General features: G+C 75.5%; 17 protein-coding genes and 1 riboswitch. Of the genes, 7 read left to right on the top strand and 10 right to left on the bottom strand.

Annotation, left to right across the window (positions count from 1 at the left end; all coding sequences use genetic code 11):
- The 3 genes from SH587_RS02565 to SH587_RS02555 all read right to left on the bottom strand — a co-directional run bounded on the left by SH587_RS02565 (position 1) and on the right by SH587_RS02555 (position 5123).
- The gene (locus SH587_RS02565) at positions 1–1266 is read right to left on the bottom strand and encodes a hypothetical protein (RefSeq protein ID WP_320668989.1); all 1266 of its coding nucleotides are present in this window, start codon (positions 1264–1266) and stop codon (positions 1–3) included.
- A 456-nt stretch (positions 1267–1722) separates the two neighbouring features.
- Positions 1723–2046 (bottom strand): DMT family transporter, encoded by a 324-nt coding sequence (locus tag SH587_RS02560; protein ID WP_320668988.1) that lies wholly within the window; start codon positions 2044–2046, stop codon positions 1723–1725.
- 15 nt (positions 2047–2061) lie between these two features.
- A riboswitch (guanidine-III (ykkC-III) riboswitch) is annotated at positions 2062–2130 on the bottom strand.
- Positions 2127–5123, bottom strand: a complete 2997-nt coding sequence (locus SH587_RS02555) for a hypothetical protein (RefSeq protein WP_320668987.1) — start codon at positions 5121–5123, stop codon at positions 2127–2129. It overlaps the preceding riboswitch by 4 nt.
- Before the next feature lie 87 nt (positions 5124–5210).
- Between SH587_RS02555 and ettA the strand changes: the two genes are divergently transcribed.
- The 3 genes from ettA to SH587_RS02540 all read left to right on the top strand — a co-directional run bounded on the left by ettA (position 5211) and on the right by SH587_RS02540 (position 8391).
- Complete coding sequence (gene ettA / locus SH587_RS02550) at positions 5211–6863, top strand: energy-dependent translational throttle protein EttA (protein WP_320668986.1); 1653 nt, start codon at positions 5211–5213, stop codon at positions 6861–6863.
- Positions 6864–6951: 88 nt separating this feature from the next.
- Positions 6952–7965, top strand: coding sequence for a phosphotriesterase family protein (locus SH587_RS02545; RefSeq protein ID WP_320668985.1), 1014 nt, complete (start codon positions 6952–6954; stop codon positions 7963–7965).
- 33 nt (positions 7966–7998) lie between these two features.
- Positions 7999–8391, top strand: coding sequence for a Rid family detoxifying hydrolase (locus SH587_RS02540; RefSeq protein ID WP_320668984.1), 393 nt, complete (start codon positions 7999–8001; stop codon positions 8389–8391).
- A 52-nt stretch (positions 8392–8443) separates the two neighbouring features.
- On the opposite strand, the gene SH587_RS02535 is transcribed toward SH587_RS02540, so the two are convergent.
- The 3 genes from SH587_RS02535 to SH587_RS02525 are packed head-to-tail and all read right to left on the bottom strand — an operon-like array spanning position 8444 to position 12427.
- A complete protein-coding gene (locus SH587_RS02535) occupies positions 8444–9709 on the bottom strand; it encodes an MFS transporter (protein WP_320669283.1) in 1266 nt (421 codons plus the stop codon).
- A 40-nt stretch (positions 9710–9749) separates the two neighbouring features.
- A complete protein-coding gene (locus SH587_RS02530) occupies positions 9750–10385 on the bottom strand; it encodes a cysteine hydrolase family protein (protein WP_320668983.1) in 636 nt (211 codons plus the stop codon).
- Positions 10386–10429: 44 nt separating this feature from the next.
- Positions 10430–12427 carry a primary-amine oxidase gene (locus tag SH587_RS02525; RefSeq protein ID WP_320668982.1) on the bottom strand — a complete coding sequence of 666 codons (1998 nt, stop codon included), beginning with the start codon at positions 12425–12427 and terminating at the stop codon, positions 10430–10432.
- A gap of 188 nt (positions 12428–12615) precedes the next feature.
- On the opposite strand from SH587_RS02525, the gene SH587_RS02520 reads away from it, so the two are divergent.
- Positions 12616–13611 carry a LacI family DNA-binding transcriptional regulator gene (locus tag SH587_RS02520; protein WP_320668981.1) on the top strand — a complete coding sequence of 332 codons (996 nt, stop codon included), beginning with the start codon at positions 12616–12618 and terminating at the stop codon, positions 13609–13611.
- Positions 13612–13627: 16 nt separating this feature from the next.
- Here the strand turns inward: SH587_RS02520 and SH587_RS02515 are convergent, their stop codons facing one another.
- Both SH587_RS02515 and SH587_RS02510 read right to left on the bottom strand, forming a co-directional pair.
- Positions 13628–15115 carry a gamma-glutamyltransferase gene (locus SH587_RS02515; RefSeq protein WP_320668980.1) on the bottom strand — a complete coding sequence of 496 codons (1488 nt, stop codon included), beginning with the start codon at positions 15113–15115 and terminating at the stop codon, positions 13628–13630.
- Positions 15116–15131: 16 nt separating this feature from the next.
- Positions 15132–16409: a cyclase family protein gene (locus tag SH587_RS02510; protein ID WP_320668979.1), complete on the bottom strand. Its 1278-nt coding sequence runs from the start codon at positions 16407–16409 to the stop codon at positions 15132–15134.
- A gap of 137 nt (positions 16410–16546) precedes the next feature.
- Here SH587_RS02510 and SH587_RS02505 point away from each other — a divergent pair, with 137 nt between their 5' ends.
- Entirely contained in the window at positions 16547–17251 is a 705-nt protein-coding gene (locus SH587_RS02505; RefSeq protein WP_320668978.1) for a GntR family transcriptional regulator, read from the top strand.
- 51 nt (positions 17252–17302) lie between these two features.
- On the opposite strand, the gene SH587_RS02500 is transcribed toward SH587_RS02505, so the two are convergent.
- Together SH587_RS02500 and SH587_RS02495 are read right to left on the bottom strand one after the other, a co-directional pair.
- On the bottom strand, positions 17303–18784 hold the full coding sequence (locus SH587_RS02500) for a glutamine synthetase family protein (RefSeq protein WP_375341722.1): 1482 nt from the start codon (positions 18782–18784) through the stop codon (positions 17303–17305).
- Positions 18785–18857: 73 nt separating this feature from the next.
- A complete protein-coding gene (locus SH587_RS02495) occupies positions 18858–20183 on the bottom strand; it encodes a Rieske 2Fe-2S domain-containing protein (protein WP_375341721.1) in 1326 nt (441 codons plus the stop codon).
- A gap of 143 nt (positions 20184–20326) precedes the next feature.
- Here SH587_RS02495 and SH587_RS02490 point away from each other — a divergent pair, with 143 nt between their 5' ends.
- Positions 20327–21895 (top strand): GMC family oxidoreductase, encoded by a 1569-nt coding sequence (locus tag SH587_RS02490; RefSeq protein ID WP_320668975.1) that lies wholly within the window; start codon positions 20327–20329, stop codon positions 21893–21895.
- On the top strand, positions 21892–23319 hold the full coding sequence (locus SH587_RS02485; protein ID WP_320668974.1) for an amidase: 1428 nt from the start codon (positions 21892–21894) through the stop codon (positions 23317–23319). Before SH587_RS02490 ends, SH587_RS02485 begins: the two co-directional genes overlap by 4 nt.
- Positions 23320–23340 lie beyond the last annotated feature (21 nt).

Below are 23340 nucleotides of genomic sequence, written 5' to 3'. Positions count from 1 at the left end.
TCAGCCGGCGGTCGCCTGCAGCTCGCGCGGGGTCCGCCCCCGCAGCCGGTCGCGCAGCTCGCGGACCTCGCGGTCGGCCGGCGCCAGCTGCAGCGCCCGCTCGCAGGCCTCGAGCGCGTCGGTCGTGCGGTCGGTCCGCGCCAGCGCGTGGGCGTAGCGCGCCCAGGCCCGCGCGCGGAGGCCGGGATCGACCTCCTCGGCGTCCGCCAGCTCGGTCGCCTGCTGGCAGGCGTCGACCTGGCGGCCGAGGTCGCCCGACAGGTGCGCGGCCAGGGCCAGGTCCATCAGGCCCTCGACCGTCGGCTCCAGCGCCCGCGCCCGCTCGAGCGCGTCGAGCGCCCCGGCGCGGTCGTGCAGCCGCAGCCGCAGCCGGCCGAGCCGCGCCCACGCGGCACCGTCGCGCGGGGTCAGCCCCACCACCCGCGCGGCCGACTCCTCGGCCTGGATCGTCGCTCCCTGGGCCTCGTAGATCCGGGCCGCGAAGCGGTGCGGACCGGGGCGCTCGCCCTCGACCCGCAGCCAGTCGCGGACCGCGCGGCCGGCGGCGGCCAGGTCGTCGGCCTGGAGCAGCGCGACGGTCAGCAGCCGCAGCACGACGGTGTTGGAGGGATCGGCGTCGCGGGCGTAGAGCAGCCGCTTGGCCGCGACCGCGAACTCGCCCTCGGCCAGCGCGTGCTGGGCCGCAGTCAGGAACCGCTGGACCCGCTCGGCGCCGGGGTCGGGCTTCGAGAAGTCGACGAACTGCAGGGTGCCGGCCGGAACGGTGCGGATGCCGAGCTGGAACGCGACCCGCGCGAACTGCTGGATGTCGTCGCCCTCGCCCGTGAAGTAGACGCCGCTGACGCTGCCGACGCCCCACTCCGGGTACGAGACGCAGCGCGCGTAGCGGTGCACGACCGAGTGGTCGGGCATCCGGCTGCCGAACGGGTCGTGCTTGGCGCGGTCGGCGGCGGCCTGCGCGGCCTCGTAGGCGCGGCGGCCCTCCTCCTCGCGGGCGGCGCGGGCGGCGGCGGCGTTGACGCGGACCGCGTTGGCGGTGATCGTGCCGCCGCGCGACTCCTCGGCCAGTCGCTCGAGCCGGTCGGCCGCCTCGTTGACCGCCTTCAGGTGGCGCTCGTGCTCGAGCTGCCGGCCGGGCGGGGCCAGGTCGGGGTGCCAGCGCTTGGCGAGGTTCCGGCGGGCCTGCTGGACGTCTCGCTTGTCGAACGGCGGGGTGAGCTCGAGCAGCCCGAGCCCATGCTCGATGTCGAAGACGGAAGAGGCCATCCCACCGAGGTTAGCGGGCCGCGCCGGAGCGACCAACGGGCGCCCGCCACCCGCGGGCGGCGAGCGCCCCGGACACGGTCGGCCCGCCACCGGGACTTGCAATTTCTCTAATTCTGATCTACTTTCCAGGTATGGCCGATTCGCCGCCTGACGCCACACCGCTCCGGGAGTGTCGCCGGCGATAGCCGTCCCGCTTGGTCGCCGTCGTCTGCGTGGGCGGGCGACCAAGGCCCGCGCGTCCTCCTGTCCCTTTCCTCTCCCGGGTGGGGCGCGCGGGACCTGGCAGTACCGGGGGTGGCAGCCCCCGCCGTGGGTGGCGTGCGTCGCCCGGTGGACCGGCCGTCTCGTGCGCCGGCCGGTCCACCGGGCGCGCGCGCCGCGCCCGGCATCGCGGGTCGCCGAGGCGGTCCCGACCCTCGTCCGCGCGCCCGGCCCCGCCGGGCGCGCGGCTCGTCGTCAGTGGGTCGTCGAGCTGAGGGCCAGGCCGACGATCCCGATCGCCACCAGGCCGAGGCTGGCCAGCCGCGCCGGGTTGACCGCCTCGCTCAGGAAGACGATCCCGACGGTGGCGGCGCCGATCGCGCCGATCCCGGTCCAGACCGCGTAGCCGGTCCCGACGGGCAGGTCGCGCAGCGCCTGGGCCAGCAGCCAGAAGCTGGCCACGGCGGCGACGACGAAGATCGAGGTCTCGAGCGGCCGGGTCAGGCCGTCGCTGTGCTTCATGGCGATCGCCCACACCACCTCGAGCAGGCCGGCGGCCGCCAACATGATCCAGGACATGAGGTCCGTCCTCCGCGAGCGCCGTCGTCGTTCCGGGTACGGCGCGCCCTCTCGTCCGGGAGGCGCGGGTGATCGCGCCATCAATTGGAAGGTAGCACGGCGCCCCGCGCGTGGCCACGCCGTCGCCGGGCCCGGATCCGCCCGCCCGTCGGACGTGCCCCGCCGGCCAGCCGCTCGGCCAGCACCCCCGCCCCCGCGGCCCCCGCCACGGCCAGCAGGCCGGTCGCCAGCAGCAGGCCGACCATCGTCGCCGGCGCCAGGGCGCAGACCACGATCGCCGCCAGCAGCACCCGCGCGAGCCGGCGGCGGACGGCGGCGACGACGCTCAGCAGCACCAGCGCCACGATCGCCGGCACCCGCAGGCCGGGGCGGCGGACCAGCGCCTGCAGCCAGGCGATCGCGTGCAGCGGCGCGTGCTGGGCGATCGTCGTCGTCGGCAGCGGCCGGCGGGCGGGCTGCGGCCGCGGCGGGCGCGAGGTCCGGCCGGGGTCGGCGGGCGGCGCCGGCCGCTGCCCGTCCTGCTCCTCCCGCATCCGCTCGACCGCGTCGCGCCAGGCGCCGGCGACCGCGTCGCGGCGACCGGCGTCGACCCCCTGCAGCGTCCGCCCCTGGATCCACCGCGCCCACCACCGCGAGCCGAGCAGCGCGCTCGGCAGCGGCCGCTCGCGTCCGGCCTGCGCCAGCCACCGCTCGAGCAGCCAGCGCTGGCGGGCGGCGTCGCCGGGAGCGGTCGCCCGGACCCGGATCGCGGCGGCGTTGCGGGTCCGCGGCTCGCCGGGCGGGGCACAGAGCGGCCGCAGGTCGGGGTCGAGGCCGCGCGGGCAGGGAACCTGCTCGACCGCCGCGACGTAGCGGGCGAAGGGCGCCGACGCGTCGATCCGCAGCGGTCCGCCGGCCACGTCCCAGCGGTCGATCGCGACCAGCCCCAGGGCGCAGGCCGGCAGCGCGACCAGCGCCACCGTCGGCGCCGCCCGCCGGCGCAGGCGGGCGACCAGCAACGCCACCGCGACCACGGCCAGGATCGCGACCGCGGTCGTCCCGGCGACGTGCAGCAGCGCCACCGACAGCAGCCCGCCGGCGGCCAGCGAGCGGCCCGGACCGGGCCGGCGGGCGGCCAGCAGGAACGCGCCCAGCGCGGCGGCGGTCGCCACGCTCGAGACACCCGCCAGGTGCTCCTGGAGCGCGCGGTCGGGATCCCAGCCGACGATCGCCGCCGCCACCACCGCGGCCCAGACCGGCGCCCGCAGCCGCCGCGCGGCCAGGTAGGCGAGCAGCGCCGTCAGGACCCCGATCAGGTGCTCGACCGAGACCACCGCCAGCGGGCCCAGCTGGAGCAGGTCGGCGGTCCGCGACCAGAGCGCGTGGGCCGGCGGGTCGATCAGGTCGGACCAGAGCCCGCTGCGCCCCTGGTCGAGGGCGGCGATCGCGCTCGTGCGGTCGTCGATCGCCGGCCGCAGCGCCAGCGTCGTCGCCAGCCGCAGCACCGCGGCGCCGGCCAGCACCACCAGCAGCGCCGGCGGGGCGGCGGCGACCGTCGTGCCCGCGCGCCGCAGCGCCGCGCGGGCCTGGCCCCGGCCCCACGCCCGGCGGGCGCGGCGCAGCAGCTCGCGGGTCCGCTGCGGCACGCCCAGCGCCTGGGCCGCCAGCAGGCCGGCGGCGACCGCCAGCGGCGCGGCCGGCACCGCGTAGCGCGGGTTGTAGAGCTGGATCGCCGCCGAGCCCGCGATCAGGACGAAGGCCGCGCCGCCGAGCAGCGCGATCGGCCGCCGGCGCCCGCGGGTCCGGAACAGCGCCAGCAGCACCAGCAGCGCGGCCGGCAGCAGCGCCCACGGCGGGACCCGCACCAGCGCCTGGATCCGGGCCGCGGCGACGACCCCGCCGTCGCTGCGGTGGTAGCGGCCGCCCCAGCCGTGCTCGGCGAGGACGCGCAGCGCGCCCTGCTCGGCGTAGGCCCACCGCAGGTCGGCCGGGAACTCGCCGTCCGGCCCCTCGATCTGGGCCGCCCGCCGGCGGGCGAAGGCCGGCCACGCCTGGCGGATCGCGTCGCGCATCCGCAGCGCCATCGCGTCGGCCCGCTGGCGGGCGTTGACCGCCGCCGCCATCCGGTTCAGGGTCGCGTCGCCGCGCGGGGCGCCGCCGAACTCGCGCAGCGCCGGCGAGCGCTCGGGGTCGAACCAGTAGGCGCGGACGTCGGGCCGGCGCGCGGCGCCTCCCGGCTCCGACTCGCAGAGCCCGGCGGCGTCGGCCGGGACGGCGATCCGCGAGCACTCGGCGATCTGCGCCACCCGTCCGTAGGCGCTCCAGCCCGCGGTCGGCGAGAAGCTGAACGAGCCGGTCACGTGCTGGCGGTGGAGCAGGTAGGGCCCGAGCACGGCGACGACGCCGATCGCCGCCGCCGCGAGCACCGCCGCCGACCGCGGGGCCGGACGGTGCGCCAGCAGCCACAGGCCGACGACCGGCAGCAGCAGCAGGCCGACCGTCCGCACGATCACCGCCGCGGCCAAGACCGCGCCGAGCCCGAGGCCGACGGCGACCAGCCGCCGCGGCCGCGCGCGGACGGCGGGACGGACGGCGAGCGCGGCCAGCAGCGTCGCCGCCGCGAGCAGGAACAGGAACGGCGTCTCGCTGACGTAGGTGTGGGCGAGCACGACGACGTCGCCCGAGCAGGCGGCGACCAGCGCCACCCCGGCCGCCACCCAGCGCGCGCCGCCGAGCAGCCTGACGGCGGCGTAGAGCATCGCCGCCGCGGCCAGGCCGAGCAGGTGCTGGAGGACGGTGACCGCGGTCGCCGAGCCGAGCAGCGCGAAAGCCGCGTGCAGGAACAGCGGGTAGCCCGGCGGGTGGAGGGCGTCGCCGACCGTCGACCCGGCCGCGCCCAGCTCCAGGAACGAGACCGCGTCGGCGTTGTTCAGCAGCGCCGGCGAGGCGGCCAGGAAGAGCGCTCCGCGCAGCAGCGCGCCGAGCGCGAGCACCGGTCCGAGCACGGCCAGCTCGTGCCGGGCCCGCTTGCCACGCAACGGCGAGGGCCACGACCGGACGGCCGTGGCCCCGCGCCCGCTCCTCCAGCCTGGACGCATGTCCGGGACCGTACCAGCGAGTGGTGGACGCCGTCCTCGGCGCCACCGTGCCGGGGTCGGTGCAGGCGTCCCGCTACCGTCTGTCGGGTGAGCAGTCAGTACGTCTACACGCTGCACCGGGTGACGAAGAAGCACCCGCCGGACAAGACGGTCTTCCAGGACCTGTCGCTGTCCTTCCTCCCGGGCGCGAAGATCGGCGTGCTGGGCTACAACGGCGCCGGCAAGTCGAGCCTGCTGCGGATCATGTCCGGGCAGGACAAGGACTTCGACGGCGAGGCGCAGCTGGCCCCCAACGCCACCGTCGGCTTCCTCCAGCAGGAGCCGCACCTGGACGAGACCAAGACCGTCCACGAGAACGTGATGGAGGGCCTGGCCGAGCTGAAGGCCCTGGTCGACCGCTTCAACGAGCTGGCCGTCAACTACAGCGACGAGACCGCCGACGAGTTCGCCCGGCTGCAGGCGGAGATCGACGCCGCCGACGCCTGGGACCTCGACAACAAGGTCGAGTACGCGATGGACGCGCTCCGCTGCCCGCCCGGCGACTGGGCCGTGACCGACCTCTCCGGCGGCGAGAAGCGGCGGGTGGCGCTGGCCCGACTGCTGCTCTCGGCCCCCGACCTGCTGCTGCTCGACGAGCCGACCAACCACCTCGACGCCGAGTCGGTCCACTGGCTGGAGCGGCACCTGGAGAGCTACAAGGGCACCGTCGTCGCGGTCACCCACGATCGCTACTTCCTCGACAACGTCGCCGGCTGGATCCTGGAGCTCGACCGCGGCCGCGGGATCCCCTTCGAGGGCAACTACTCCGGCTGGCTGGAGGCGAAGGCCAAGCGGATGGAGATGGAGAAGCGCACCGACGTGGCCCGCCAGCGGCGGATCAACGAGGAGCTCGACTGGGCCCGCAAGAACCCCAAGGGCCGGCAGACGAAGCAGAAGGCGCGCCTCAACAACCTCGACGCGCTGATGGCCGAGCAGGCCTCGCTGCGGCTCGACGAAACCCGGATCACGATCCCGCCCGGGCCGCGGCTGGGCGGCACGGTGATCGAGGCCAACGGGCTGACCAAGGGCTTCGGCGACAAGCTGCTGTTCGAGGACCTCTCGTTCACGCTCCCGCCCGGCGGCATGGTCGGCGTGATCGGCCCCAACGGCGCCGGCAAGACCACGCTCTTCAAGCTCCTGACCGGGCTCGAGCAGCCGGACGCGGGCACGATCAAGCTCGGCGAGACGGTCGACCTCAGCTACGTCGACCAGTCGCGCGACGCGCTCGACCCGGAGAAGAACGTCTGGGAGGAGATCTCGGACGGCCTCGACTACGTCAAGGTCGGCGACCGCGAGATGAACTCGCGCCAGTACGTCGCGTCGTTCAACTTCAAGAAGGGCGACCAGCAGAAGAAGGTCGGTTCGCTCTCCGGCGGTGAGCGCAACCGCGTCCACCTGGCCAAGCTGCTGCGCCGCGGCGGCAACGTGCTGCTGCTGGACGAGCCGACCAACGACCTCGACACCGACACCCTGCAGGCGCTCGAGGAGGGCCTGCTCGGCTTCCCCGGCTGCGCGGTCGTGATCTCCCACGATCGCTGGTTCCTGGACCGGATCGCGTCCCACATCCTCGCCTTCGAGGGCAACTCGACGGCGACCTGGTTCGAGGGCAACCTGCAGGCCTACGAGGCCTACCGCCGCGAGCTGCTGGGCGACCAGGCCGACCGGCCCCACCGCCTGACCTACAAGAAGCTCACGCGGTAGCCGGCGGCGGACGGGGTCCGCCACTCGGCATTGTGGATACAAAACTCCGGGGGTAGGATCCAAGGATCCATCCGACCCCCGGAGACCCATGTCCGACGTCGTCCAGTCCGTCACCGGCCCGATCGGGCCGGACGAGCTCGGGATCACGCTGCCCCACGAGCACGTCTTCGCGAACCTCCACCCGACCGAGCCGCGCGACGGCTTCCTGACCGTCTGGGACGAGCGGCAGGCGGACATCGAGGCCTTCCGGGCCGCCGGCGGCCGGACGCTGCTGGACGTCACCAACGGCGAGCTGAGCCGCTACGCCGCGCCGATCTACTTCTCCAAGGACCCGGCCGACCAGGTCCAGCACCCGATCACCGGCTCGCGCTCGGTGGCCAACGTGCTGGCGACCAAGGCGATGGCCGAGGCGACCGGGGTCAACGTCGTCCTCGGCACCGGCCACTACTTCCACCACTACTGCGACGCCGAGTGGTTCGACCGCAACTCGACCGACGCGATCGCCGAGTTCCTCGTCGCCGACCTCGAGCACGAGATCCCGGGCACCGGCGTGCGGGCCGGCTTCATCGGCGAGGTGGCGTCCGACCTGCCCTACGTGACGGCGCTCGAGGAGCGCTCGTTCCGGGCCTCCGGCCGGGCCGCCGCCCGCACCGGCGTGATGGTCACCACCCACGCCCCGACCTTCCCGACCGCCGAGACCCAGATCGACATCCTGACCCAGGAGGGCGTCGCGCCGGAGCGGATCGTGATCGGCCACACCGACACGGTCAAGAGCCTCGACTACTCGATCGACCTGCTGAAGCGGGGCGTCTACGTCGAGTACGACTGCATGATGGCGGTCAAGATCGCCGGCGTCGTCGTCGAGCACGAGCTGCGCCGGCGCGTCGAGTACCTGCGGGCGCTCGTCGACCAGGGCTACGGCGACCGGATCCTGCTCTCGCAGGACGTCAGCCAGCGCTCGCACCAGGCGGCCTTCGGCGGCCCGGGGCTGACCTTCGTCTTCGACGAGTTCGCCGACGCCGCCGTCGCCGCCGGCATCGACCGCGCGACCCTCGACCGGATGTTCACCGACAACCCCCGCCGGCTGCTCTTCGGCCGCTGAGCGCCCGACCCCGACCCCGACCCCGGAGACCCCATGGCCAGCGACCGCCGCCCGATCACCGCCCCCGACGCGCCCGCCGCGATCGGCCCCTACGTCCACGCCGTCGCCGCCGGCGGCTTCGCGTTCTGCTCCGGCCAGGTGCCGCTCGACCCGGTCAGCGGCGAGCTGGTCGGCACGACGCCCGCCGAGCAGGCCGAGCAGGCCCTGCGCAACCTCCAGGCGGTGGTCGAGGCGAGCGGCGCGACGATGGCCGACGTCGTCCGCGCGACCGTCTACCTGACCGACATGGCGGCCTTCGCCGAGGTCAACGAGGTCTACGCGCGCTGGTTCGCCGCCGACCCGCCGGCCCGCGCCGCCGTCGGGGTCGCCGCGCTGCCGAAGGGCGCGCAGGTCGAGGTCGACGCGATCGTCGCCCTCCCCGCCTGACCCCGTTCGGGCGTCATCCCACCCCCACCCCGCCGAAGGTGGGATGACGCCACTACGCCGGGTCCGGGGCCGGGACCGCCGTGAGCGGGCGGCCGAGGCCCCGCCGGCGGAGCACCAGCAGCGGCAGGTAGGCGCCGACCGCGACCACCGCCGAGCCGGCCAGCGCCGCCTCGGTCGAGCTGAGCGAGACGACCAGCCCGCCGAGCAGCGCCCCGCCCCCGAAGGCGACGTCCATCGACCCGATGTAGAGCCCGAGGCCGGCGCCGCGCTGGGCCGGCGGCACCGCCTCGGCGACGATCATCGAGAGCGCCGGGTAGGCGAGCGCCAGCCCGCAGCCGCAGAGCACCGCCGCGACCGCCGCGACGGCGAACGACGACGCGAACGCGAAGACGACGTAGCTGGCGATCAGCGGCACGACCGCGGCGAAGGCCACCGGCATCGCGCCGATCCGGTCGCAGAGCCGCCCGCCGAGCATCCGCCCGAGGAAGGTCGCCACCGCGATCACCGTGAAGATGCTGGCCGCGCCGCCGATCCCGCCGCCCTGATCGAGCCCGCGGCCGCCGAGGTGCAGCACGCCGAAGCTCTCCAGCACCGCGTGCCCGAACGCGGCCAGCACGAAGACCAGGCCCGGCAGCAGCGCCCCGTGCGGGACCCCGGCCCACCAGCGCCGCAGCCGGCCGCCGGCCGCCGGAGCACTGCCGGCGGCCACCGCGGCGATCTCGCCGGGCGCCGCCCCGCCGCCGCTGACGCCGTCGGCCGCCGGTCCCGCCGCGTCGGCCGCGTGGGCGACCCGCGCCGGCTCGCGCAGCAGCAGCAGCGTCAGGCCCGAGGCCAGCCCCAGCACCGCGCCGCTGGCCCAGACCCAGCCGAACCCCCACTGGTCGAGCACGGCGACGCTCCACTGCGGTCCCAGCGCCAGCCCGAACCAGATGCTCATCCCGTAGGCCCCGAGCGCGCGGCCGCGGCGGTGGGCCGGCACCACGTCGACCATCCAGGCCATCGTGACGACGGTCAGGGCCGCCTCGCCGGCACCGATCAGCATCCGGCCGAGCACGATCACCGGCAGCGAGCCGGCCGGCACCAGCAGCGCGCAGCCGGCGGCCATCACCACCGCCCCGGCCAGCGCCGGCCGCCGCCGGCCGCCGCGGTCGCTGAGCGCGCCCGCCCACGGACGCAGCAGCAGCGCGACGGCGGCCGTCGCCCCCATCGCGATCCCGACCGCGGTCGCCCCCGCCCCGACCTCGTCGCGGACGAACCGCGGCAGCACGGCGACGTGCGACCCGATCGCCAGGAAGCAGAGCGCCGTGGAGAGGACCAGGACCCAGACGGTCCGCCGCTCGGCGGCGCTCGCGGCCGGCTCAGCCGACGTCGACAGGGAGCCCCTCGATCTCGATCGCGCCGTCGGCCAGGTCGGCCAGCACCTGCTCGCTGGTGACGTGGCTGTCGCGCTGGAGGTAGCGCATCGCCTCGAGCGCGGCCTCGTGCGCGGCGGTCGAGGAGCCGCCGACGCAGTCGGTGATCACCCGGATCCGGTAGTCGTGCTGGTGGGCGTCGACCGCGGTGTAGTGGACGCAGACGTCGGTCAGCCCGCCGACGAGCAGGACCGTGGTGGCGCCGTAGGAGCGCAGCACCAGGTCGAGCTCGGTGGCGAAGAAGGCCGAGTAGCGGCGCTTGCGGATCAGGTACTCGTCGCCGACCGGCTCGAGCCCGGCGACCAGCTCGGTCGACGGGTCGCCCTCGAGCGCGTGGACGCCCTCGGCGCCGTCCAGCTCGCGACCGAAGTCGACGCCGTTGCGCTTGTGGACCTCCTGGATGAAGACGACCGGCACGCCGGCGTCGCGGGCGCCGGCGACCAGCCCGCGGATCCGCTCGATCCGCTCCAGCCGTGCGGCGACGGGGCCCATCTTCGGGATCCCCAGCGGGTCGGCGGTGGTGGTGCCGCCCTGCACGTCGATCACCACCAGCACGGAGCGCTCGGGAACGGTGACGCTCATGATCTCGATCCTCGTTTCGTGATTTCCGGCCGTCCGACTCGCCGTCAGTGGCAGCAGGAGCCGCCCTCGGCCCGGCGCGGACGGTCGACGTCCATCGTCGGGTTGCGGTCGAAGAAGCCGTCCGGCTTCAGCGTCAGGTGGATCGCGTCGACCGGCATCACCGGCCACTCCTCGGGGCGGGTCACGTGGTGGGTGCCGAGGATCGGCCACAGCACCAGCCGCTCGCCGTCGATCGAGCGCTGCTGCCGCTGCCAGGCGTGGACCCCGTCCTCCCCCGGCTCGGCGTGGTTGGGGTACTTGCCGCCGACGTACTGCTCGTCGCGGTCGTAGGGGGTGGCCCAGAGGTGCTGGTGGATGAACGGCGCCCGCCGCGCCATCACGCTCTCCGGGTCGCAGAACGAGCGGGTGGTGTCGGCGATCTGGAGCCGGTAGGCGGTCGGCTCGCCGTAGCGGTTGGTCCGCTCGGCGCTCTCGATCCGCCAGTGCCGCATCGTCGCCGGGTCGTTGCGCTGGGCCGCCTCGCGCTCGTTGCGGAGCGGCGTCCGGACCGTCCGGACCGCGTTCCCGTACGGGTTGCGGGCGGGATCGGTCTCGGCCTCGGCGTGGACCTCGACCAGCCGGTTGCGGTCGCCGTCGATCGCCGGGTCGAGGCGGATGCCGAAGTAGTGCTGGTGGGTCGGGGCCTGGACGTGCTCGGCCACCCGCCGGCCGTAGGGCACCGGGTCGTCGGCCTCGACGCCGGAGACCGACAGCATCCCGGTCAGCTTGACCTCGAGCTCGATCCGTCCGTCCTGGTAGAGCGACCAGTAGAAGCCGTAGTCGTAGTTGGCGACGGTCTGGAAGTTCGAGATCACCAGCCGCCGCGAGCGGCGGACCTCGCCGACGTCGCGGCGCATGTCGGTGTGCTTCCAGAGCACCGAGTAGTCCTCCTCGTGCATGCAGACCGCGTGCTTGATCGTGCGCGCGGCGCCGTCGCCGCCGAGCACCGTGCCGTCGAAGTAGTGGATCACGCCGAGGCAGTCGCAGCCCAGCTCGAGCGAGTTCGTCAGCGGGCCGGCGCCGTACTCGCCCCAGTCGAAGAAGTTCTTGCGGTACTGGGTCGAGCTGGAGTCCAGGTAAGGGACGTACATCTCGTTGGCCGCGGCCCGCCGCAGGACCGAGCGACCGAGGAACGAGAGGTCGTGGAGCACCAGGCCCTCGCGGTGGGTGAAGCCGACGCGCAGGTCCCAACCCTGCCAGCGGACCCGCCAGCCGTCGACCTCGAACCCGGGGCCCTCGGGCTGGACCACGTCGAGCGGCGCCAGCGCCGGCGTCCGCGCGGTGCGGGTCGGGTCGGTCGCGCCGTCGCCGTCCTCGGGCCGCAGCGGGCGGTCGGCCGGCCACGAGCCGGCCTCGATCGGGCCGGCCTCCTGCGACATCGGCACGACGCCGTGGTCCTCGACCTCGACGACCTCCATCGCGTCCATGTCGATGATCGGCACCACGCCCTGGACCGGCCGGGCGTAGCCGTTGTCCTCGACCGAGGTCTTCTGCCAGACGGTGCCCCAGGTGACGCGGCGGTCGCCGTAGCCCTCGGGCTCGAAGCCGCCCATCGACTCGGCGTCGATCACGACCAGCGACATGTCGCTGATCCCGCGCTTGGCCAGTGCGGCCTGGAAGGCGGGGCTGTCGCGGCAGGCCTGGGCGGCGGCGCGGGCCTCCTCCGAGGTGATCCCGGGACGGCGGTGGTCGATCGACCGCCAGGCGAGGGCGCGGGCGCTGCCGCCGCCGGTCGCGACGGCGACGTCGATCTCCCAGCCGCTGCGGTTGGCGCTGTCGACGGCGATCAGCTCCAGCCGCCGCTCGCCCGCGTCGCCGTCGCCGGCGGCCACGGCCCGCGCGTGGTCCTCGTCCAGGTACGCGCCCCAGAAGCGGACGCGCTCGGAGAGCCGGCCGTCGGCGCGGACCGCCGCGACCGCGGCGTCGATCTCGGCCGGTCCGAGCGGGTCGAGCGGATGGCTCGTCCCGGTCTCGTTCCCGTGCGTGGGGGCGTAGGTGCTCACGAGAGGGTCACTCCTCGGTCGAGGTCGGATGTCGTTGCGCGGTCGCGGTGGCCCGCGTCCATAAATCGATTTATAGTGCGTTCGGCGGCCGCCGTCCAGTCGATCGCCGCCACGCCGTCGCCATCGCCGGCATCATCAGCCCCGTGCCGCCCGCCCCACCGTCCCCCGAGCGCCCCGACGGACGTCGCGTGACGATCCGCGACGTCGCCGCCGCCGCGGGCGTCTCGCCGGCCACGGTCTCGCTCGCCCTCAACGGCCGCGGGACGATCAGCGCCGCGACCGCGGCCCAGGTCGCGGCGATCGCCGAGCAGCTCGGCTACCGGCCCAGCCGCACCGCGCGGGCGCTGCGGACCCGGCGCGCGAACACGCTGGCGATCGTGCTCTCGCCGCTCGAGACCGCCACCGTCGGCGACGGCGTCACCAGCATCGAGTACCCGATGCGGGTGCTCCACGCCGCGGTCCTCGCCGCCACCGCCGCCGACCAGCGGCTGCTGGTCTCGCCGCCGCTGCGGACGACCGAGGACCTGGTCGAGCTGGACGGGATCATCGTCTGCGACCCGCCCGCCGGCGACCCGCAGCTGGCGCTGGTGGCGGCCGCCGGGCTGCCGGTCGTGACCGTCGAGCGCGACCCGGCCCGCCCCGACGACCGCTGGCACGTCAACTGCGACAACGGCGCCGCGATGCGGGCGCTGCTCGACCACCTGGCCGCCGCCGGGGCCGAGCGGATCGCCCTCGTCGCCTGGGAGTGGGACGTCGCCTGGACGACCGAGTCGGTCGACGCCTACCGCGCCTGGTCGGCCGAGCGCGGCCGAGCGGCGGCGGTCCACTACACCGCCGACGCGCGCCGCGCCCACGGCACCGCCCGCGAGCACGTGGCGACGCTGCTCGCGGCCCGCGAGCGGCCGGACGCGATCGTCGCGATGCCCGACCACTACCCCGCCGCGATCGTGCAGGCGGCCCGCGAGAGCGGCCTCGACGTGCCCGCCGACCTGCTGGTGGCGGCCGCGATGGACGGCACCGCGGCCCGCACCAGCGACCCGCCGGTGACCGCGATCGACCTCCGTCCCGGCGACGTCGGCGCGGCCGCCGTGGCGCTGCTGCTGCGGCGGATCGAGGGCGACCAGGAGGCCGGCCCGACGATCCTCGAGAGCACCCTGCGCCCGCGCGCCAGCACCCGCCGCTGAGCGGTCGCCGAGCGGCTCACCCGCGGACGACCGCGGCGGTGCCGTCGGCGCGCGGGTCGGCCGCCGCCTCGACGCCGGCGCCGTCGACGATCCGCGCCAGCTGGACGTGCCCGCAGAGGTCCTCGCGGGGGTTGCCGGCGGCGACCGTCAGCCCGCTGCCGGCCACCGACGACGGGACCGCCGCGCCCGGCTCGGCCAGGACCGTCTCGACCGCGAAGCCGATGTCGCGGTCGCCGACGACCCAGCGCGGCGCGGCGAGCGTGGCGACCGGATCGGCGACCGGATCGACCGCCCCGTCGGCGACCTGGGCCAGGATCAGCGGCTGCGCCCGTCCCCCCTGGCAGCCGAGCGCCAACCGCAGTCCCGGCCCCTCGGCCAGCAGCGGGCAGAGCGTATGGGGCGGCCGCGAGCCGGCCCGGATCGCGCCCGGATGGCCCGCTTCGAGCAGGAACGAGGAGCCGCGGTTGTGGAGCACGATCCCCGTCCCCGGCTCGAGCATCCCGGCGCCGAAGGTCTGGAAGTTGCTCTGGATCAGCGCCACCGACCAGCCGTCGTCGTCGATCGCGGTCACGGCGACCGTGTCGCCGGCGTGCCGCGGCGGCGCGGCGGTCAGCTCCTCGACCGGCACGGGACGGCGCAGGCGCTCGATGTCGATCGGGCCGCTGCGGGGGTCGCCGAGCAGCCGCTGGCGGGCGTCGTGGGCGCGGCGGGCCCGCTCCAGCAGGTCGCCCGGCTGGTCGAGGTCGAGCATCGCCAGCGCGACCGCGCCCTGCGACGGCGGCGGCGCGGCCCACCAGCGGACGCCGGCCCGCTCGAGCGTCAGCGGTGCGGTCAGCTCCGCCCGATGGGCCCGCAGGTCGGCGATCGTCAGCGGGCTGTCGAGCGCCCGCAGGCCGTCCGCGAAGCGCTCGGCCAGCGGCCCGTCGTAGAGCGCCAGCGGCCGCTCGGCGATCGTCCGCAGGGTCGCGGCCAGGGCCGGCTGGCGGAAGCGGTCGCCCTCGCGCAGCGGCACGCCGCCGGGCGCCAGCACGCCCCGCAGCCCGGGATCGAGCGTCACCGCGTCCGGCCGCGAGGCGATCGCCCGCGCCAGGCCGGCGACCACCGGGGTGCCCTCCTCGGCCAGCCGCGCGGCCCGCTCGACCGGTGCCGCCAGGCCCAGCTCGGCGCCGAGGTCGGCCAGCGCCGCCCAGCCGGCGGTCGCGCCCGGGACGGTCACCGCCTGCGGGCCCTGCCGCGGCATCGCCGGGCCGCCGGCGCGCAGGCGGCCGACGTCGACCGCCGCCGCGGCGGCGCCGAGCGAGAGCAACGCGACGACCGAGCCGTCGGGGCGCCGGACCAGCGCGGTCAGGTCGCCGCCGACCCCGCACTGGTGCGGGTAGGTGACGGCCAGGACCGCGGCCGCGGCGAGCGCGGCGTCGAGGGCGTTGCCGCCCGCACGCGCGGCGGCCTCGCCGGCGGCGGTCGCGTCGGCGTGCGGGGCGGCGACGGCGACGGTGCGGGTCATCGGTGCGCTCCGGGGCTCAGGCCGCGAGCGGGCGGAGGAAGGCCGGGCTCGGAGCGGCCTCGGCGCCGCGCAGCTTCAGCGGCAGGCAGACCAGCTCGTAGACCCCGGCCGCGATGTCGGTCAGGTCGAGGCACTCGACGATCGCGATGTCGCGCGGGCAGAGGATCAGGTGGGTGTCCCAGGTCTCGTCGCGGGTCGGGCTGTCGATCGTCAGGAAGTCGATGCTGACCAGCCGCACCCCGCGGTCGGCGAGCAGCTGGGCCCCGTCCGGCGCCAGGCCGATCCAGAAGTCGGGCTTCTCCGTCTCGCGCAGGGCGGTGGTCGAGTTGCGGGTCTTCAGCAGCACCCGCTCGTCGTCGCCGAGGCCGGCCCGCTCGAGGTCGGCGGCGGTGATCTCGGTCTCGACGAAGGTCAGGTCGAGCACCCGCGCCGGCCCGATCAGGACGTCGAGCGGGTACTGGTCGATCGGCCCGCGGGCGTCGTCGAAGTGCAGCCCGGCGTCGGTGTGGGTGCCGGTGTGGGAGCCGATGTCCCAGCGGGTGACGTTGCAGCGGTCGCCGGCGGCGAAGCTCTCGACCTCCTCGCGGACCGGCCGCCGGCCCCAGTGGAGCATCCCCGTGTGGACCGGGACGGTGACGTCGATCGGCGCCGCCGGCGGCCCCGCGGGCAGTGGCCGCAGGACGGCGCGGGCCGGGGCCGCCTCGGCGCCGCGGATCGGGATCGGCAGGCAGATCAGCTCGTGGACGCCGGCCTCGGCGCCCGACAGGTCGACGCACTCGACGGTGCTGACGCCGGCCGCCGACAGCACGTAGTGGGCGTCGAAGGTCTTGTCGCGACCGGGCGACTCGACGGTGTAGAAGTCGACGCCGACCAGCCGCACGCCGCGCTCGACCAGCAGCCGCGCCCCGTCCGGGTGGAGGCCGACCCAGCGGGCCGGCGGCGTCTCGCCCTGGAGCGGCCCGGCCGAGTTCGTGGTCCGCAGCAGCACCCGCGGCTCGTCGCCGAGCCCGGCCGCCTCGAGGTCGGCGGCGGTGATCTCGCTCTCGACGCCGGTCAGGTCGAGGACCCGGGCCGGGCCGACCAGCAGCTCGAGCGGCAGCGCGTCGATCGGCGCCCCGTCGGGCTGGGTGTGGAGCGGCGCCTCGACGTGGGTCCCGGTGTGGGCGCCCATGTACCAGCGGGTCACGTTGCCGGGATCGCCGTCGACGATCCGTTCCATGTAGCGCATCTCCGGCTGACGGCCGGGATGCAGCATGCCGTTGTAGACGGGGACGGAGAGATCGATCACGGACACGGGCGGCTCCTTTGGATGGATCCGAGACTATCGCATGTGGATCCAATCTTCGGAAACTTGTGCCGAAATCCACTCGATGTCCGCCCTGCTGGATACACTGCGCCGAGTTCCCGTCCCTGCTTCGCCCCGCACCGCCGATGACCGACGCCCCTCCCGCCCGCAGCCCGCTCGTCGACGAGATCGCCGCGGCCATCCGCCAGCGCATCATGACCGGGGAGATCGCCATCGGCGCGCAGCTGCGCCAGGCGGAGCTCGCCAACGAGCTCGGCGTCAGCCGCACCCCGGTCCGCGAGGCGCTCCGCCAGCTGCAGACCGGCGGCCTGATCGAGGTCGTCCCCCACCGCGGCGCGATCGTGCGGGTGCCGGTGCCGTGGGAGGTCCGCGAGGCCTACCAGGTGCGGGCCGAGCTGGAGGGCTTCGCCTGCGCGCTGGCCGTCGACCGGATCTCGCGCGCGGAGCTCGACGTGCTGCGCGAGGCGAACGCCGCGATGCGTGAGGCGACGACCAACCCGCAGGAGCTGGCGCCGGGCGAGAAGCCGCCGACGACCCACGTCAACGACGTCTTCCACACGACGATCCACCAGGCCGCCGGCAACCAGCGGCTGGCGCGGACGATCAGCGAGCTGAACGACACCTTCCCGCGCAACGTCTCGTGGCTGGTGCTGCGCGGCGACCAGCGCCACCGCGAGCAGAACGTCGAGGAGCACGAGCGGATCGTCGAGGCGCTCGCCGCCGGCGACGCCAACGCCGCCCGGCGCGAGATGCAGCGCCACGTCGACAACGCCGGCGAGCAGCTGGCGCGCTGGTACGAGCGCCGCTCGGCGACCGTCTTCACCGGCTGAGCCGGCCGGTCCGGCGACGGGGGCGGCGGACCCGCGCCCGCCGCCGGCCGCTCACAGCAGGCCGAAGTACTCGCGCTGCTCCCAGTCGGAGACGTGCGCCAGGTAGCGGGCGACCTCGGCCCGCTTGAGGGCCAGGTACCACGCGACGACGCCCTCGCCGAGCGCGGCGGCGAACGCCCCGTCCGCCGCGAGCGCGTCGAGCGCCTCGGCCAGCGACGCCGGCAGCCGCCGGGCCTCGGCCGCGTAGGGGTTCTCGGTCGGCTCGCCCGGATCGAGCTCGCGGTCGATCCCGTCGAGGCCGCTGACGATCTGCGCCGCGACGTACAGGTAGGGGTTGGCGGCCGGCTCGCCCGAGCGGTTCTCCAGCCGCGTGGCCGGATCGCCGACGCCGCCGACCGCGCGCACCATCGCGCCCTTGTTGTCGATCCCCCAGACGATCCGGTCGGGGGCGAGCGAGAACGGCTGGTAGCGCTTGTAGCCGTTGACCGTCGGGGTCGAGAAGGCCGCCGCGGCCGCCGCGTGGTCCAGCAGCCCGGCCAGCCAGCGGCGACCGGTCAGCGAGAGGACCGGGAACGGCGGCGCGTCGGCGGCCGGCGCCGGCGGCACGAAAGCGCTCTCCCCGCTCTCGACGTCGCGCAGCGCCTGGTGCAGGTGCCAGCCGGTCGAGGCGGTCTCGGCCCCGGCCGGGCGCGACATGAAGGTCGCCTGGAAGCCGTGGCGGCGGCAGATCTGGCGGATCGCCGAGCGGCAGAGCGCGACGTGGTCGGCGGCGGTCAGCGCGTCCGACGGCGCCAGCGTGACCTCCATCTGGCTGGGGCCGAACTCGAGCTCGATCGAGCGCAGCGGAAGGTCGAGCCGGGTCAGGCCGTCGCTCAGCGCGTGGACCAGCTCGTCGAGCCCGTCGAGCGCCTCCTCGTGCAGCAGCTGGGCGCCGGGCGTGGTCGGGCCGACCGCCGCGGCCCGGCCGGGGCGCCCGGGCGCGCCGACCCGGTCGTCGCTCAGCCCCTCCTCGGTCGCGCGGAAGACGTGGAACTCCAGCTCGACGCCGACGGTCATCGCGAAGCCGCGGTCGGCCAGCCGGGCCAGCGACCGGCGCAGGATCGAGCGCGGGCAGAACGGCACCTCGGCGCCGTCGGGGAAGCGCAGGTCGCAGAGCATCCAGCCGCTGCCCGGCGACCACGGCAGCAGCCGGAAGGTCGACGGATCCGGCACCAGCACCACGTCGCCGGCGCCGCTGAAGCCGTCGACCCCGACCCCGACGTCGGCCGAGAAGACGGAGAAGACCGAGCGCCCGGAGGTGTCCTTCAGCAGCAGCGACGAGGGCGCGGTGATGCCGTCGCGCAGCGCCCCCGGGAGCGCGTCGACGGTCAGGGTCTTGCCGCGCAGGATCCCGTGCTGGTCGACGAAGGCCAGCCGCACGAGCGTGACGCCGACCTCGTCGACCACGCGCCGGATCTGGCCGGCGGCGGCGTACTGGGCCTCGCTCCAGAGGTCGTGGCGGTCGACGAAGCCGCCGCGGTCGGCAGCCAGCATCGGCCGCGCGCTGGCCCCGCCCCCGCCCTCGGCGACCGGCCGCTCGTCGGCGTTGCGATCGGCGCTGCGCACGTCAGCTCACCCGCTCGGTGCGCCCGGCCCACGGCGACCGCTCGCGGCGCTCGGCCTCGCGCTGCTGCCAGTGGTCCTGCCAGCCCTCGGTGGGGGCGATCGTGTCGACCGCGCGCGGCCCGACCAGCGCCCGCGCCGCCTCGTCGTCGGCCGCCCGGCCGGGCGTCGGCTTGCCGGCCTCGAAGTCCTCCAGCGCCCGCAGCAGCAGCCGGCGGTTGGCGGTCACCGCGCGGTCGGAGACGCCCAGCCGCTCCTGGGTCCGGTCCTGGATCGGCCCCATGCTCTCGACCGCCCACTGGTCGTGGACGTTGATGTCGAGCCCCATCCCGGTGTAGGTGACGTCGCGCTGCTCGGTCGCGTCGAAGCCCCAGTCGTTGGCCCGGTTGCGGACCGGCCGGTAGTCGGGGAGCGTGACCTCCTTCAGCCGCTGGGCGAGCAGCGTCTCCTTGTCGGTCTTCTCCTCGAAGTCGTAGAAGATCATGTACCAGTAGTGCGAGTGGTCGTCGACGGGGACGTGCCACTGGGTGAAGACCTTGCCGTTGCCGAACGGCACCACGAACGCGTTGGGGAACATCAGGTTCGTGATCCGGACGTGCTTCATCTGCTCGGTCAGCTGGCGGATCGCGAAGACCCGCAGGCCGTGGTCGACGCGCTCGACCTCGATGTCGGGGCGGTAGGCGTCGCCGACCAGCTTCGAGAGCTTCTGGCCGGTGCCCTCGACCTCCTCGGCGAACTGCTGGCCGTAGGTGTCGCGCGGGTCCTCGTCGACGAACCGGTGCAGGAACGAGACGTGCGACGGGTCGATCCCGCCCTCGACGCCCTGCAGCCAGTTGCACTCCCAGAGGCCCTTGAAGGCGAAGGTGTACTCGTCGGGCGCCTTGAAGCAGTCGTAGTCGGGGAACGGCGGCGGGTCGCCGGCGCCGAGGTAGGCGAAGACGATCCCGTTGCGCTCCTCGCACGGGTAGCTGGAGATCCGGATCTTCTGCGCGAAGCGGGAGTGCTCGGGCTCGGCCGGCTGGGCCATGCAGCGACCGTCGGGACCGTAGAGCCAGCCGTGGTACAGGCAGCGCAGCCCGCCGTCCTCGAGCCGACCGTACGAGAGGTCGACGCCGCGGTGGGCGCACCAGCGGCTGATCAGCCCCCAGCCGCCGCTGTCGCGACGGAAGAGCACCAGGTCCTCCCCCATCAGCCGGACCGCCTTCACCGGCCGCTCCTCCGGCATCTCCGAGACGAGGGCGGCCGGCTGCCAGTAGGCGCGCATCAGCCCGCCGAGCGGGGTGTCCGGCCCGGTCTGGGTGAGCTTCTCGTTGTCGGCCTGCTTCAGCACGAGGGTCCTCTCCACGGGGGTTCCGGCGACCGTGGATCCGATCAACCGCTTGATGGATCCAATCTTGCCACAGTCGGCGCCCGGCGTCCAACCGGCCCACCGGAGAGTGCATCCAATCTGTCGATGCTAGGATCCAATCCCTGATGGCGGACCCGCACGCTCCCACGCCGCCCGCCGAGACCGACGTCGTCGTGGTCGGCGGCGGGACGGCGGGCGCCGCGGTCGCGGCGCGGCTGGTCGAGGCCGGGATCGAGGTGGTGGTGCTCGAGGCCGGACCCGACCTGGGCCCGCACGGCGACCCGCGCTGGCCGGCCGACCTGCTCGACGCCGCCCGCCTGGGCCACTCCCACGACTGGGGCTACGACTCCGGCGACACCTACCCCGACCAGCGGCTGCGGTTCGAGCGCTCGCGGGTGCTGGGCGGCTGCTCGACCCACAACGGCGCCGTCCAGACCTGGGGCCACCGCGCGGACTACGACGGCTGGGCGGCCGCCGGCAACCCGGGCTGGGGCGCCGACGACCTGCTGCCGCTCTTCCGCCGCGCCAGCGAGCGGCTGGCGGTGCGGACCTACCGCCACGACGAGCTGACCCCGTGGCAGGCGCTCTGGCACGACGCCGGCGCGGCGGTCGGATTGCCGCCGCTGAACGACCTCAACGACCTCGACGAGACGGTCGGGTTCGCGCCCGAGTCGGTCAACGTCACCGCCGACGGGGTCCGGTTCAACAACGCGTTCGCCTACCTCGACCCGCTGCGCGACGACCCGCGGCTGACGATCGTCGGCGACGCCAACGTCGACCGGGTGCTGGTCGAGCGTGGCGTCGCGGTCGGCGTCGTCGTCGACCACGCGGGCGCCGCGCACGAGCTGCGGGCCCAGCGGGTGGTGCTCTGCGGCGGCGCGTTCGGCAGCCCGGCCGTGCTGCTGCGCTCGGGGATCGGTCCCGCCGCCGCGCTCGCCGAGCTGGAGATCCCGCTGGTCGAGGACCGGCCGGGCGTCGGCGCCAACCTCCACGACCAGCCGTTCCTGCTGCTCTCGTGGGAGGGCAGCGAGGAGATCGACCGAGCGATGGCGGCCGCGGGGCCCTGGACGCCGGACGAGCAGACGATGGCCAAGGCCCGCTCGTCGCACGACCCCGACCTCTTCGACCTGCACCTGCTGCCCTACAGCCCGACCCACCTGTCCGGCGACGGCCGCCGCACGTGGCACGCCGGCGTCGGGGCCCTGCGGCCGCGATCGCGGGGGACGGTCCGGCTGCGCAGCCGCGACCCCGAGCGGCTGCCGCTGGTCGACCACGGCTTCTACGGCGATCCCGAGGGCCACGACCTGCGGGTCCTGGTCGAGGGCGCGGCGCTGCTGCGCGAGATCGCCGCGCTGCCCGCGCTGGCCCGGGTGCTGGGCCGCGAGGTCGCGCCCGGCCCCGCCGGCCTGACCGACCCGGCCGAGCTGCGGGCCTACCTGCGCGCCCACGTCGACAGCTACTGGCACCCGGTCGGCAGCTGCCGGCTGGGCCCGGCCACCGATCCGGCCGCGGTGGTCGGCCCCGACGGCCACGTCCACGGCGTCCGCCACTGCCTGGTGGCCGACTGCGCGCTGATCCCCGAGGTCCCGCGCGCCACGACCGCGATGCCCGCCACGGTGATGGGCGAGCGGATCGCCGAGCTGCTGATCGCCGAGCGCGCGCCCCGTCCGACCCGAGAGAAGGAGTCCCGATGAGCCCGTCCGACCTGCCGCTGCACTGGTGGAGCGCGCGCGACCTGGCCGCCGCGATCCGCGAGCGGCGCGTCTCCGCGGTCGAGGTGATGACCGCCTTCCTCGACCGGATCGACGCGATCGACGGGCAGGTCAACGCCATCACCACCCGGGTCCCCCGCGCGCAGGCGCTGGCGATGGCCGCCGACGCCGACGCGGCCGTCGCCCGCGGCGACGCGCTGGGGCCGATCCACGGCCTGCCGATCGCGGTCAAGGACCTGATGGACGTCGCCGGCCTGCGGACCACCCAGGGCGTGCGGGCCTTCGCCGACGCCCCGCCGGCCGCCCACGACAGCGTCCTGGCCGAGAAGCTGCGCGCCGCCGGGGCGCTGATCATCGGCAAGACGAACACGCCCGCCTACGGCCTCGGCACGGTCACCTTCAACCCGCTCTTCGGGCCCACCCGCAACCCCTGGGACCTGACCAAGAACGCCGGCGGCAGCTCCGGCGGGGCGGGCGCGGCGGTGGCCGCCGGGATGCTGCCCTTCGCCGACGGCTCCGACTCGGGCGGCAGCATCCGCTACCCGGCGGCGTTCGGCAACCTGGTCGGGCTGCGGCCGACGCCGGGACGGGTGCCGACCGGCCGCCGCGGCGACGGCTGGGCGCCGCACGGGGTGCTGGGGCCGATCGCCCGCGACGCCGCCGACGCCGGCCTGCTGCTGTCGGCGATCTCCGGCCCCGACCCGCGCGCGCCGCTGTCGCTGGCCGAGGATCCGGCCGCGCTGGCCGACGTGACGCCGCGCTCGCTGGAGGGGTTGCGGATCGCCTGGTCGCGGACGGGCGGCGGGCTGCCGGTCGACGGCGAGGTGCTGCGGGTGCTGGACGCCGCGCGGGCGACGCTGGAGTCGCACGGCGCGATCGTCAGCGAGCTCGACGACGGCTTCTGGGACGGGGCCGACGAGTGCTGGCAGATCGTCGAGATGCTCGGCTTCCTCGACTCCTGCGGCGAGGACGTGGCCGCCCACCGCGACACGATGCCGGACGACCTGGTCCGCAACGTCGAGGAGGGCCGGGCGCTGTCCGCCGAGCGGATCGTCCACGGCCTGCGGCTGCGGACCGAGCTGTTCCGCCGCACCGAGCGGGTGCTGGCCGACCACGACGTGATCGCCCTGCCGACGACGCCGCTGATCGCGCTGCCCGCCGACGAGACCTGGCCGCGCGAGGTTGCCGGCGTGGCCTTCGACCGCTACTTCCTGTGGCAGCGGCTGGCCTGCCGCGTGACGGTCACCGCCCACCCGGCGGCGTCGGTGCCGGGCGGCTTCTCGGCCGACGGCCTGCCGGTCGGCCTGCAGCTGATCGGCCGCCACCGCGGCGACCGCGAGCTGCTCGACCTGGCCGCCGGCCTCGAGACCGCGACCGGCTGGGGCGCGCGGCGGCCGCCGCTGTAGGACGGTGGCGGGGCGGCGCGG

The sequence above is a fragment of the Patulibacter defluvii genome, from assembly GCF_034096925.1.
Classification (GTDB): Bacteria; Actinomycetota; Thermoleophilia; order Solirubrobacterales; family Solirubrobacteraceae; genus Patulibacter; species Patulibacter defluvii.
This window is presented reverse-complemented; position numbering and strand designations above follow the sequence as displayed.